Consider the following 12,733-nt stretch of genomic DNA (forward strand, 5'->3'; position numbering starts at 1 on the left):
ATCAACCAGATTCGCAACCTCCTCACCAAAGACAACGTCAGCATGCGAGCGATCGCCCATCAGATCGGTGTGACCCACTGGACGGTTCGCCACGAGGCTAAGGAGCTGTTCGGAAATAACTTCGGGATTTCATGCTGGTAGCAATAGTTGAATTGACCGAGAGTTTCATCACGCTCTGTCGGTTCGTTTTGACGAAATTCGGCTGCTGTTTTGATGCCGGTTTGATAAGTTTTGCGAGCTAATTCGCAAATGACTCGGAGTCCGGTTCGCGTGCTGACTTTGGAGAACAGCAACTGCATCCAGGAAAGTGACTCGACCAAGCGACCGCTGATCGCCTGTGTCAGATGACAGAACAGGCGGTGATCAATCGGATTGTATTTGCTGCAGTACGGCGGGAGGTGAGCGACTCGGATTGGAATGCCCAGCAGCTGGGCCACTCGATGAAGTCGTTCTCGATACAGTGGAACTCGGTATCCGTTGCTGCCACCACAATCAGCCAGTGCTAAAATCCCCCCGCCCCCAGAGTAGCGTGACTGTCCCATTCGATACCAGTAACGACGAACTGCGTCCGCAGCCAACTCGCCCGTATCTGCTCCAGTAGGTACGTCGTTCAGGACTAGCTCAAGGCTTGGTCTTTCGTGGCATCTGGGGATCCTTGAGTTCCTTTCAGTTTAAGGACTCACGTGGCCCCCGAAACCCAGGCCACCTCACTGTCCCCAGCAAGCCTCGCAATTGAGTTGCTAGGTCTCCGGCGGTGGTTTGTCGATCGGGATAGTCCTTGGACAGCGTTTGCACGCAAATGCTGTCCAAATCCATCGGCAGATTCGGCACCAGTTGCCGCGGTGGCTGTGGATCGTCCTCACGGATCTGACGTTTCAGTTCGGCAGCGTCGTCGCAGTGAAAAGGCAATCGACCTGTCAGCATTCGATACAGGACGACGCCAAGCGAATAGATATCCGTTCTTCCGTCGAGCCGATGCCCTTCGCCGATAACTTGCTCGGGCGACATGTAGGCCAGCGTTCCGGCAAAGTCCCCTTTCAAATTTTCAGCCCCCGAGGTTTCGTCGACCGCCAGATCAAAGTCGACCAATACCGGTCGATCGGGCTCTACCAAGATGATATTGGCTGGCTTGATATCCCGGCGGATCACACGATGAGCATGGGCGTGTGACAGTGCCTCCGCGACGGCGATTACGATCCTGACCGATTGAATCCAATCGAACGACGGTGACTGCAACGCGGTCTCGAGATTGGGACCGGTTGTGTATTCAGATACCAAGTAATGAAGATCGCCGTCGCTGCCTACCTCAAGCATGGAAACAATTCCAGGATGATTAAGTTGAATCAACGAACGTCCCTCGGCAAGCACTCTTCGGTCGTTGGCGTGGTGGGCGATCTTGATCGCAACGGGATCGCTTGATTCGGTATTTCTTGCCAGATAGACGCGACCGAACGCACCGTGGCCGAGTTCTCGAATCACCTCATAGGGACCAATTCGCTTCATCGTGCATTCTGCGGGTTCAAAGACATCTTGAGTGTGCGCAACAGGTTGAGATGGCTTGGGAACTACCCCGCCAAAGACGTAACCAGCTGGCTTGGCAATTCTCCAGACGTAGCGAACAAGCACTACGCCATGACGATGCAGACGAGCTTCGACCGAGCTGTCATCGAAGGCGTCAAGATGCCGAGTGCGGCGACGGCGACCGTAGCAGAACCGAAATCAGCCTCCCATCACGTTATGGATGACGAAGAAAAGGCAGCTGAGCTGGAACCACAAAAAACACCACAAAATCCACCACCGACGGTGCAGGACAATGGCAGACATTCCGGGCCAAAGAAAAAAGCCGATTCAGAAAAACCCGTAAATAACTGGGTTTGTCTTGCATCGGCTTTGAATGTCTTACCTCTAGATGCCCCCACTAGGACTCGAACCTAGGACCCAATGATTAAGAGTCATTTGCTCTACCAACTGAGCTATAGGGGCGGTTGTGGTGGAAGCCACATTGGTGTTTTCGCGCAGTTGAGAAAGATACCCGTGGGCCGCTCTCTCGTCGCGAATCACCAATTTTGCAATCTCCCCATCGATTGGTCAATCGGTGGGGGATCACAAGAGTCGGCGGTCGGATCCGAACCTTTTAATCGGGGAGTTGTGATCTGCTCCCTGCAGGCTGAAACCACGACGCGTCCTCTTTTGAGCCGGGAATTGTAGCGTTTTCGAAAAACAGTGAAAGCCCCGATTCGCCTAATTTGGACACTGGATCCCACCTCGCCGCTCGTGATTTGCATGACGGTTGATTCTAAAAAACGCCGTATCTCGGCATTCAGGATCCATTCAGGTCAGCAACGAAAGAAGCGATGGCACTTTCGGATGAAAAACGCAAACGAACTTTGGAGTGGGAGCGCGAACCCGGAAAAACCGTGGGGAGACAGTTGCTGACCGGCGAAAAGCGTAAGAACCTCACCGTGATCGAGGATAGAACCATCGAAACGGGCAATCGGAGCACAACCATGCCGATCAATGAAACCCGTTGAAGTCGCCTCGAAAATTTAGCCCCCTACGACGGTCCCGATCGCTGCATGGGGTCCACCAAAAATGAGCCGATGAGAACAACAACGATCAACCGATCGCCCCTCTAACCAATTGGGCAAACAGCCAATTTTGTAACCGTACGCGACTCTCCGATTTCCGCCGGATATATGTCGTCAGCGATGTCGCCGTTTTCTCCCACTCGCTGAATGGATACTCTGCTATGAAACCGCACTCAGCCCACACGCGAAAACCGAAATCGTCTACGCGAGAGCCAACTCGGCTACAGCATTTCCAGCGATGATGTGCCCGTTCACCGTAGCTGGACTCAACCGAACTCAGCCTCCAACACTCAGCGACGTTTCTTGACAACGCTCGTAGGTTCAAACGCGGAGGCAAAGACCTTCAGAATTTGGTCAACCCAGAAATCCAAACCGAATACGTACGCAGAGCGACAACGTGCAACCGGAGAGATCGGCGCACACCATTCGTCAATGATGACCATCTCTAATTCAATTCTTGACGGAACGTATTGGGAGGAATTCCCGTCAGCCGTTTGAAGAAGACCGTCATGTATTCGGTATGTTCAAATCCGGTCAGGCTGGCTATTTCCGCAAGTGGCAATTCGGTGGTGCGGAGTAGCGTTTTGATTCGCCGCAATTGGGTAACGCGGATTTCCTGCTGGGGACTATGACCAACGACCTGCCGAAACCTCCGTTCCAATGTGCTTCGTGAGACGCCAAGCCGTTTGACTAAGTCTTGTACCGAAATTCCCAGACAAGCTAAATCTCGGATCAGAACAATCGCTTCGACAACCAGGTCATCATCAATCCCAAGCGCATCAGTCGACGCCCGCACGACAACTTCGATGGGTTCGATTAGCCGGAGTTGTTCCGAACAGGTTTGTCCTGACATGAGACGATCCAACAACTCCGCAGATTCAAACCCGATACGCTGTGGATTGGGCCGAACACTGGAAAGTGGTGGATCACTGAAACTGCACAACAGCTGATTATTGTCGACTCCGATCACAGCCACTTGCTCCGGGACATAGATCTCCGATGCCAGGCATGCATTCAAAATCTGCTGTCCACGCACATCGTTGCACGCCATCAGTCCAAGTGGTTTGGGAAGAGACTGTAACCAGTCGGTTAACTGCCTCTGGTCAACGTCCCAAATCGGCGCGGACTTGCCACGCCACACCGACCGGTAGACCGCTGCATCAAAACCAAGGTCCAACAAATGATTCCGAAATCCTTCGCAGCGTTGATCCGACCAAGTCTCGTGGTGGAATCCACAGAACGCAAAATTGCGAAATCCGCGTTCGTATAAATGTGCGGCTGCAAGGCGTCCAATGGCTCGCATATCAGATTGGATGCGTGGCAGTCCCAAATCATCGTAGAGGTCATTTAGATCGACCGTGGGAATCTGTTTCGCCAAAATCTGAGCCGCCAACTCCGGAGTCGTTGTCCGGCAGATAACCCCATCCCAATCTCGATCGAGCAGCCACTTCGGTGGCGCCGCACCGAGTTCTCGCTCATCAGTGAAGGTCGACCAGCGGGCTCGGGTGCTCTGGTATCGAGCAATGCCCTCCAAAATCTCGCGGCCGTAGGTTGTCGCGGTCTCCACCAACAGGGCCACTCGAAGCTTCCGTTTCACCATGGGAACCCCCTGTGGCATCTGACGCAAAAACTCTCCTGCCGGCACGCTACAGACAGCTGACGGAGCAAGGGCATTTCCGGATGCGGCCTTAAAGCTCCTGCAATAGCTTGCTCTTGGTGCCTGGGCAGGTCAATCTCCAACTTTCCCGTGTGACAAAAAAACTCATGCGAGACACAACGTTCTCATGGTCATGGAGTGACATCCAATCCAGAATCTCTAGCCTCAAGTTCGCACATCCCCCTGCAACTCCCGAAGAACGAAGATGCTACTCCCACACCGACCTTTGATTGGATATTTAGTCGCGGCGATTTTGATTACGACGTGCGCCGAAGGATTCTCACAAGATGTCGTGCTGCACGTGGATGCCCAGCAACGGTTGAAATCGGTGTCACCCTGGTTAACAGGGGCATGCATCGAAGATGTCAATCACGAGATCTACGGGGGGATCTACAGCCAAATGATTTTTGGCGAAAGCTTTCAAGAACCGGGCGACGTGAGTCCGCTACAGGGCTTCAGCGGTTACGGAGGTCAATGGCAGTTGACGACCGGAGGCGTGTTGGTCGGTTCACCAGGAGATGGCCCCAAGTTGATTTGCGATGGGCCATCCATTCATCGGGGCGAAGTCAGTGTCGAAGTCAGATTTGCCGACGACAGGGAAGGCAACGGTGGTCTGCTTGTCGCTACCAATCACGCGAAGGTAGGAGCAGACAATTTTGCCGGCTATGAAATCTCGCTCGACAGCAGGAATGACCGCTTAGTCGTCGGCCGACACGACCGAAACTTCGAACTGCTTGCGCACCAACCGGTCTCGGTTCCGACAAATCAATGGTGTCGCCTGCGTGTGCAACTCAAGGAAGATCACTTTGTAGTCTTTGTCAACGGCGAACGCATCGCAGAAGTCCACGATCCGAATCCGCTGCCCACCGGAAACGTTGGACTGCGGCAATGGCATAAGGCGACAGAGTACCGCGATCTCAAAATCATCAACGGCGAAAAAGAACAAACGGTCGAATTTACGAGAAGAGATACAAGCCTCGAAGTCAGCGGAATGTGGGATGCACTCAGTGCACCCACGGCGGTTGGGAATTTCGATCTCGTCTCCACGGATCCGTTTATTGGCAATCAAAGTCAGCGTGTCTCGTTTGTTCAAGGATCCGGTTACGTCGGCATCGCGAACCGCGGCCTCAATCGTCGCGGCATGCACTTTCGCAAGTCAAAACCGTATGAAGCCCGCCTATGGTTGCGCACTGCGAAGGCAACAGAAATCATGGTGTCGTTAGAGGATTCTGAGCGCAATGCTTGTTTAGCGGAAACGACATTGACGACGGGGCCAAGCCAAGAATGGCAAGTTCACGATTTTGAGATCACTCCAGACGGCGAGACCGAGCAAGGGCGTTTTGTCGTGCGACTCACCCAACCTGGACAAGTCGAGGTGGGATACGCATTTTTGCAACCGGGATCCTGGGGACGCTACCAGGAACTGCCCGTTCGCCGCGATGTGGTCGAAGGACTGATGGACCAGGGAATCACGGTCTTGCGTTACGGCGGCTCGATGGTCGACAACCCGCCCAATTATCGGTGGAAAAACATGATCGGGCCGCGTGATTTTCGGCAACCCTATGACGGCCATTGGTATGACTTCTCAACCAATGGCTGGGGGATTATCGATTTCCTCAACCTTTGCGACGCAACAGGATTTCAAGGAGTCCCCTGTTTTAGTATCGATGAATCACCACAGGACATGGTCGACTTCCTCGAATACGCCAATGGAAGTGAAAACTCTTCTTGGGGAGCTAAGAGAGTGGCAGACGGTCACGCATCAGCCTATGGAATCAGATATCTCCAACTCGGCAACGAAGAGTCTGTCGACCAAGCCTACTGGGAACGCTTCGAGCCGATTGCTAGAGCGTTGTGGAATCGAGACCCGAACCTGATTCTCATCGTCGGTGACTTTCAATATGACGAACCGATCCTTGATCTCTACTCAATCTCCGGTGCAGCGGGCGGAATCCACTCGCTCAAAACGCACCAGCAAATCCTTCAGCTTGCCAGAGAGCTCGGGACAGAAGTTTGGTTCGACGTTCACATGTGGACCGATGGTCCTGAACCTACCAATTCCATGAATGCGTTTTTCACTTTTGTCGATGCTCTGGAAAAATTAGCTGACGGCGCCGCACATCGGGTCGTCGTCTTCGAATTCAACGCAAACAATCACCGACACCGTCGCGCGTTGAGTAACGCCGAGATGATTGGTCGGATCATGCGAGATGGCCGAGTCCCGATGGCATTGTCCGCGAACTGCTTGCAGCCTGACGGACAAAACGACAACGGCTGGGATCAAGGTCTCCTTTTTCTCAATCAGTCCAAGGTTTGGTTACAGCCACCTGGCTATGTGACCCAAATGATCTCCGAGGCATACCAGCCATGGCTGTTAAAGTCCAACGCAACCGCGACCAACGGCAACGATCCCCCGGACACACTGGACATCGTTGCCACCGGCAATGAAAAGACCGATACGGTTGTCATTCAATTGGTCAACCGAAGCGCTCATTCGCAGACAGTTTCTCTGCATATCGACGGGATGAATCCACAAAACCAGGCTGCCGAAATTGTTTCACTAGCGGCTTCCCTGGATGCAGGCAACACGGCCCGCAACCCTGGCTCGGTTCGCCCCGAAACAACGCAAGTACCGCTTCAACATCCCGAGTGTTCGGCCAACGTTGAGCTAAAACCGTTCTCATTCACCACCATTAGCGTCAAATGAGAACGGCGTCTTTTACAGCCTGTTGATCTTCGGCAGTCGTTACCCCCAAGAGACTTCGTTTGCTCCACAAAAGCGAGGTTGTGAAACGCTGCTGACGCGGGTCGAAAAGCCCGCTTTGAAACCAACAGGCAGCTAGCATCGCATTGACTCATTGACCCGCAACCCTTTGCAGTAAAAGTAGAACCTATCGATGGACATACGACTTCACAACAAAGTTGCAATCGTAACAGGGGCAGCGGGCGGTATTGGGCTCGCAACGGTCTTGCAGTTCTTGGAATCAGGGATCGCTGGAGTGATCGCGGTGGATATCGCGGAGCACTGCCCACCGAAACTGCAATCTCATTGCGATGGCGAAACGGGACGCGTGACTTACATTCAGGGAGATGTCGCAAGAACCCAAACAGCAGAACGATTTACATCGGCGGCCATGCAACGGTTTGGAAAGATTGACTTATTGTTCAACAATGCAGGCACCAGTGCCGTCAAACCCATTCACGAACATTCTGAAGACGAATGGGATCGGATTATGGACACAAACGTCAAAGCACTTTTCCAAGCAGCTCGGCAAGTCATCCCCGTCATGATCCGACAGGGAAACGGATTGATCTTAAATTCCGGATCGATCTCGGGACTCGTGGGCATCCGGGGCCAGGGTGCGTACGCAGCTTCCAAAGGTGCGGTGCATCAGATCACTCGTCAAATGGCCATTGAATACGCGGGACAAGGCATTCGCGTCAACACGCTCGCACTCGGCACGGTCGCAACCCCGATCCTAGAAGAATCTGCTCGACAAACCAAAGACCCCGCGGGTTTCATTGATGAATTACGCAACCAGCATCCTATCGGTCGCATTGCAACGGCCGAGGAAGTGGGAAAGTTTGTGACTTTCCTCGCTAGCGATTCGGCCACATTCTTCACCGGGGCGACTTTGTCTTTAGACGGTGGTTTCACAGCCTGGTAAAGGAGTTCAAACATGGATTTACGATTGAGTGGGCACTCCGCATTAATCACTGGAGGTGCCAGCGGTATCGGCTTGGCTACAGCTCGGCTGTTCTGTGATGAGGGCTGTTCGGTTGAACTCTGGGATGTCTCACCCGGTGTAGAGGGGATCGCTCAAGAGTTGCGAACCTTGGGAGCGAGAGTCACGACACAGATCGTCGACATTGTCGATTGCGACCGAGTTGAGCAGGCGACCGACGCTTGCCTGGCCACACATGGAAGCATCAACCATGTGGTGCACTGCGCGGCAATTGGTTCTGGAAAGTTTGGGTTTCCGTTTACGGAACTCGCTCCGCGTGATTGGCAGCGGACAATTGAGGTGAACGTCCTCGGAATGGCAAACGTGGCCCATGCGTTGACGCCGCCGCTACTCAATCAACGCTTTGGCACCTTTGTATTCCTTGCGTCCATTGCCGGCCAGATTGGCTCGCAGACCGACCCGCCCTACAGCGCTAGCAAAGCCGCCAACATTAATTTTGCCCAATGCATGGCGAAAGACTTGGCACCCTACAACGTGCGCGTCAACTCAGTCTGCCCCGGCATGGTCAAGACACCACTGAACCGCTCTGTCTGGCAAGCATGGTTTGACCGCACGCCGCCGAAGCACCAACTCTCTTACGAAGATTGGGCGGAGCAAAAGATAAAGAGCGTGATCCCACTAGGACGCTGGCAGACGTGCGATGACGTCGCCTCCATGATCGTTTTTCTTTCTTCCGACCGGACCAAAGAGGTCACCGGTCAGACGATCAATGTTGATGGTGGTTGTGTGATGCATTGCTAAACAACCACTTGGAACTTTGCTGTTTATCAAATTTGCTGGCCCACGTTCTGCCAACCGAAATACGCAATCTAAGCTTACATAACTCTAGGACCACATCGCTTTCATCATGCTACAGCCAACTCTCAATTCATCCCGGGCAACCCGCAGTTCATTCTCGGCAGTTCTCCCCGACAAGTGGAATACACTCCAACGAAAAACCTGCTCGCCGGATCTGATTCGGTCACTGCCGATCCTACTGGCACTGTTTCTGATTGCATTGGTTGCTACGCCAGCAAGTGCCCAAACCGGCGCGTTGCCAGTACCGCTCAACCGGGTTTCGGTCGACGACGCATTCTGGTCACCTAAGAGGCAGGTTTGGCAAACGGTCACCATTGTTGACTGCCTCGACAAATTCGAACGTGATGGTGCGTTTCGCAACTTCAGAAAGATCATTGAGGGACGTGGAGGAACGCATGAAGGTGAACCCTGGTTTGATGGTTTGGTCTTAGAGGTGATTCGCGGTGCGAGTGATTTTCTCATAAGCCATCCGGACGCAGCACTCCAGCAGCGCATCGATGGATACGTCGACTTGATTTGCACTGCCGCCAAAGCTGACCCGCATTGCTTTCTCAGCACCTACACACAATTAGAAAGCCCCAACCAACGCTGGGGACGCAACGGTGGCGACCTGCGTTTGCAACATGACATTTATAACGCAGGTTGCATGTTCGAAACTGCGGTGCACTACTATCGCGCCACGGGAAAAAGGAACTTGCTGGAGGTCGCGGTCCGCCTCGCAGATCACATGGCCAATCTGTTTGGGCCAGCACCCAAAATGAATGTTGTTCCGGGGCACGCGTTGCCCGAAGAAGCGCTCATCAAGCTTTATGGACTTCTGAAACAAGAAGCTGATTTAGCGGAGCAAATCGCCGCAGGAATCGATGTCGAAAAACTACTGGCACTTGCGGAATTCATGGTTCAGGGCCGTGGTCACTTCCAGGGACGCGAATCACTCGGCGAGTACGCACAAGATGGCGTCCCCGTTTTCGAGCAGCAAAAGATTAGTGGTCACGCAGTGCGAGCAACCTTGCTGTGCGTGGGACTCGCTGCGATTGCCACGGAACGTCCAGCCGAACCGTATTATGAAGTCGCAGAGAGATTGTGGCGAAATATGACCGAGCGCCGCATGTATCTCACCGGGGGCGTCGGTGCGATCAAGCACGACGAGAAGTTCGGAGCCGATTTTGAGTTGCCTCACGACGGGTATCAAGAGATCTGTGCTGCCGTCGGCGCGGGTTTCTTTCACCTCAACATGCACCGAGCATCCGCCCAAGGTAGGTATATCGATGAATTCGAACGAACCTTGTACAACGCCGCACTTTCAGGGGTTTCTTTGCGAGGCAACCAGTATCTCTATGAGAGTCCGCTGACTTCGTCGAGTCACGCGGAACGGTGGGACTGGCATCCTTGCCCCTGCTGTCCGCCCATGTTTCTCAAACTGATGGGAGCTCTCCCTCAGCACATCTACTCTGAGTCTGACGATGCGATTTATGTCAATCTATTTATCGGTAGTCACGCAACCCTGCACACGGCAGAGGGAAAGATCGATGTGACTCAGTCCACGGACTATCCGTTCGGTGAGAACATTCAAATCAGGATCGATCCCGAACCGGAACTGGTAGCAGAAACGACGCTGAAACTGCGAATCCCTGGCTGGTGCTCCGGCGTGACACTTCGACTCAATGGCCAACCGCTGGCGTCACCGACGGTCAACCATGGATACGCGGTCGTCTCTAGGAAATGGAACGCAGGCGATGTGATCACACTCAACCTGCCAATGCCAGTCACTGCGTTGACCGCGAACCCTCGGGTTCAAGCCGCTGCGGGCCAGGTCGCCTTCCAGAAAGGCCCGATCGTCTTCTGCTTTGAAGACATTGACAATTCCAGTCAACTTGATGCCGCCTTTGTCACGAACTTCAACGACGTTCAGGTCGTGGACCGGCCAGACCTGTTCGATGGCGTGCAGACGATTGTCGTTCCCGCACATCGACGAAAGCCTCGCAATCCTGATGACAAACTTTACCAACCGCAGAAGTCGTCCAACACGATCGATCACGTCAACCTGACCGCCATCCCCTTTTTCGCTCACTCCAATCGAGCAGCAACCGCACGGAAGGTTTGGTTGCCGACCTCACTCTTGATGGCAACAGAACCGACGGTGCCGACGATCGCGAGCCGTGGCAACTGGACGGCTTCGTTCAACGGCGACGGCACCGTCCAAGCAATCTTTGATCAAGCAGAGACAAACGGATCCGACGACGAGACGATCCCTCGTTTCACCTGGTGGGACCATCGTGGCACCTTGGAATGGATTCAGTGTGACTTCGCCGAGCCCGCGGAGATTAGCGAAGTGAGTGTTTACTGGTGGGACGAGCGACGCATCCATCGGCATTGCCGCGTTCCGACCCAGTGGCGAGTCCTGCAGTCGTCGGGCGATGAGTGGATTCCGATCCCTGAACAATCTTCGGGCCCCACCGAGATTGACCAATTCAATACCATCCGATTTCCAACGACGACGATTGACCACCTCCGTATTGAAGTCGAATTGCAAACCGATTGGTCCGGTGGTGTCCTTGAAGCAACGATTCGCTAGCTGTGAATTTAAAAAAGTGGTGTCATTCTTGAATTGATGCCAAGTGCCCGAGCCTCGTTTATCGGTTCCTGATTCGGTTGATTCATGCTCGAAAACACAGTCGCCCGCGCAGACAAGAGTGACGTGCGAGCGGCTTTCGATGGCTGCAATTTGCTGTAGTCGAATTGGCGAGAGGGAGCAGCGACGCGGCACTGCTCCGCCAACACGCCGTCAACGGCCGCGATGTTTTCTCCTTGATTGCCGCAGGTGCGATCCACTGGGCTCCCCGCCTGCGGTTCAGTCACCGTGACGCCGTTTTTCGCTTGATGGATTTCGGCGTGGCCGAGAAATTTCAGACGCAGGTCGCGACGACGTCTGAAAACGGCATTTGGCGGCCGCCCGTCCGATACTCGGCAGCGCGCCGATCAGATTCCTGAATCGAAGTTTTCGATCCATGGGGGGCCGAGGTAGAAATCGCGGTCGCTGAGGGTCACCAGGGCTGGTCCGGAAGGCCAGTGCTTTCGGTGCTTTGGGACAGCTCGAGAGAGTTTGGGCACGGTAACGCTTTGCCGTTAAAACCCAAAACGGTATTTACCGTTTTGCGCTTCGAAGAAAACGCCGCGCTGCCAGAACTCGGCAAGTCACCCGGAGGTGTTTCGGCAATAAAGAAAACCCGCCTATTTGAAAGAGGCGACGGTGGGATTCGAACCCACGAATAAAGGATTTGCAATCCTTCGCCTTAGCCACTTGGCCACGTCGCCTTCCTGAACCGTTGACCCTCCTCCGGTTGGGAGAAGTCTCGTGTGAGAAAAACGTTTTCGAAGAGAACGTTTGGGTCAACGACAAACTTTGCAGAAATTGTTCCGTTTAGGAAGACCGGGTTGCCCCGTTTTTTTCCTTCATCGTCTCAATCTCGGTGATAACCGTCTATTCGACACTTTCATGCCAGAGCTTGAATTCCCTCGCACGAAAATTTCGAATCAGACCGACGAGATCGCTTGCTGGAGGGCAGCCTTCGGGCGAATCCCGACGAAACTTTCGGAGACTTCGCCGTTCTTGAACAACAACAGCGTTGGGATGCTGTTGATGCCGAACTTTTGCGCGACGCCTGGGTTCTCGTCGATGTTGACTTTGCCGATCGACACACCGGGGTTTTCGTCAGCCAATTCGTCGATCATCGGAGCGATCTGACGGCAAGGGCCGCACCAAGGGGCCCAAAAGTCGACGAGGACAGCCGAATCGCTGCTGAGGACTTCGGAGTCGAAATTTGCATCGGTGAATTCTTTTACGGCTTCTGACGCCATGATTGGATCCTGTAGATGTAGTTGAGAGTTGGAGAGAATTGTCCAGTGATGTCAAACGTGGTTCACAAAGATGTCGTTCCGAGTCC

The 12,733-nt window shown here is 53.8% G+C and carries 9 protein-coding genes and 2 tRNA genes; 5 read left to right on the forward strand and 6 right to left on the reverse strand.

Annotated elements, in window-relative coordinates:
- Positions 1-59: 59 nt before the first annotated feature.
- Together FHS27_RS13635 and FHS27_RS13640 are read right to left on the reverse strand one after the other, a co-directional pair.
- Positions 60-653 (reverse strand): ISAzo13-like element transposase-related protein, encoded by a 594-nt coding sequence (locus tag FHS27_RS13635; RefSeq protein ID WP_315854569.1) that lies wholly within the window; start codon positions 651-653, stop codon positions 60-62.
- A 13-nt stretch (positions 654-666) separates the two neighbouring features.
- A complete protein-coding gene (locus FHS27_RS13640) occupies positions 667-1,503 on the reverse strand; it encodes a serine/threonine-protein kinase (protein ID WP_184305482.1) in 837 nt (278 codons plus the stop codon).
- A gap of 129 nt (positions 1,504-1,632) precedes the next feature.
- Here FHS27_RS13640 and FHS27_RS13645 point away from each other — a divergent pair, with 129 nt between their 5' ends.
- On the forward strand, positions 1,633-1,935 hold the full coding sequence (locus tag FHS27_RS13645) for a hypothetical protein (protein WP_184305483.1): 303 nt from the start codon (positions 1,633-1,635) through the stop codon (positions 1,933-1,935).
- On the opposite strand, the gene FHS27_RS13650 is transcribed toward FHS27_RS13645, so the two are convergent.
- Both FHS27_RS13650 and FHS27_RS13655 read right to left on the reverse strand, forming a co-directional pair.
- Positions 1,911-1,983, reverse strand: a tRNA-Lys gene (locus FHS27_RS13650). The genes FHS27_RS13645 and FHS27_RS13650 overlap by 25 nt on opposite strands.
- Positions 1,984-3,033: 1,050 nt before the next feature.
- Positions 3,034-4,188, reverse strand: coding sequence for a XylR family transcriptional regulator (locus tag FHS27_RS13655; RefSeq protein WP_184305484.1), 1,155 nt, complete (start codon positions 4,186-4,188; stop codon positions 3,034-3,036).
- 262 nt (positions 4,189-4,450) lie between these two features.
- Between FHS27_RS13655 and FHS27_RS13660 the strand changes: the two genes are divergently transcribed.
- The 4 genes from FHS27_RS13660 to FHS27_RS13675 all read left to right on the forward strand — a co-directional run bounded on the left by FHS27_RS13660 (position 4,451) and on the right by FHS27_RS13675 (position 11,364).
- Positions 4,451-6,952, forward strand: coding sequence for a family 16 glycoside hydrolase (locus FHS27_RS13660; protein WP_184305485.1), 2,502 nt, complete (start codon positions 4,451-4,453; stop codon positions 6,950-6,952).
- Positions 6,953-7,142: 190 nt separating this feature from the next.
- Positions 7,143-7,913, forward strand: a complete 771-nt coding sequence (locus tag FHS27_RS13665; RefSeq protein ID WP_184305486.1) for an SDR family NAD(P)-dependent oxidoreductase — start codon at positions 7,143-7,145, stop codon at positions 7,911-7,913.
- Between the two features lie 12 nt (positions 7,914-7,925).
- Positions 7,926-8,732 (forward strand): SDR family NAD(P)-dependent oxidoreductase, encoded by an 807-nt coding sequence (locus tag FHS27_RS13670; RefSeq protein ID WP_184305487.1) that lies wholly within the window; start codon positions 7,926-7,928, stop codon positions 8,730-8,732.
- 106 nt (positions 8,733-8,838) lie between these two features.
- Positions 8,839-11,364 (forward strand): glycoside hydrolase family 127 protein, encoded by a 2,526-nt coding sequence (locus FHS27_RS13675; protein ID WP_184305488.1) that lies wholly within the window; start codon positions 8,839-8,841, stop codon positions 11,362-11,364.
- Between the two features lie 667 nt (positions 11,365-12,031).
- On the opposite strand, the gene FHS27_RS13685 is transcribed toward FHS27_RS13675, so the two are convergent.
- Both FHS27_RS13685 and trxA read right to left on the reverse strand, forming a co-directional pair.
- Positions 12,032-12,104 (reverse strand) — tRNA-Cys (locus FHS27_RS13685).
- A gap of 219 nt (positions 12,105-12,323) precedes the next feature.
- Positions 12,324-12,647, reverse strand: coding sequence for a thioredoxin (trxA, locus tag FHS27_RS13690; RefSeq protein ID WP_009096459.1), 324 nt, complete (start codon positions 12,645-12,647; stop codon positions 12,324-12,326).
- Between the last annotated feature and the right edge of the window lie 86 nt (positions 12,648-12,733).

This window comes from Aporhodopirellula rubra (assembly GCF_014192335.1).
Lineage (GTDB): Bacteria > Planctomycetota > Planctomycetia > Pirellulales > Pirellulaceae > Rhodopirellula > Rhodopirellula rubra.

What these genes read in the sequence shown, in the direction of transcription:
- FHS27_RS13640 (WP_184305482.1), bottom strand. Translation starts at nt 1,503, where the DNA reads ATGAAGCGAATTGGTCCCTATGAGGTGATTCGAGAACTCGGCCACGGT.
- FHS27_RS13645 (WP_184305483.1), top strand. Translation starts at nt 1,633, where the DNA reads ATGACGATGCAGACGAGCTTCGACCGAGCTGTCATCGAAGGCGTCAAG.
- FHS27_RS13655 (WP_184305484.1), bottom strand. Translation starts at nt 4,188, where the DNA reads ATGGTGAAACGGAAGCTTCGAGTGGCCCTGTTGGTGGAGACCGCGACA.
- FHS27_RS13660 (WP_184305485.1), top strand. Translation starts at nt 4,451, where the DNA reads ATGCTACTCCCACACCGACCTTTGATTGGATATTTAGTCGCGGCGATT.
- FHS27_RS13665 (WP_184305486.1), top strand. Translation starts at nt 7,143, where the DNA reads ATGGACATACGACTTCACAACAAAGTTGCAATCGTAACAGGGGCAGCG.
- FHS27_RS13670 (WP_184305487.1), top strand. Translation starts at nt 7,926, where the DNA reads ATGGATTTACGATTGAGTGGGCACTCCGCATTAATCACTGGAGGTGCC.
- FHS27_RS13675 (WP_184305488.1), top strand. Translation starts at nt 8,839, where the DNA reads ATGCTACAGCCAACTCTCAATTCATCCCGGGCAACCCGCAGTTCATTC.
- trxA (WP_009096459.1), bottom strand. Translation starts at nt 12,647, where the DNA reads ATGGCGTCAGAAGCCGTAAAAGAATTCACCGATGCAAATTTCGACTCC.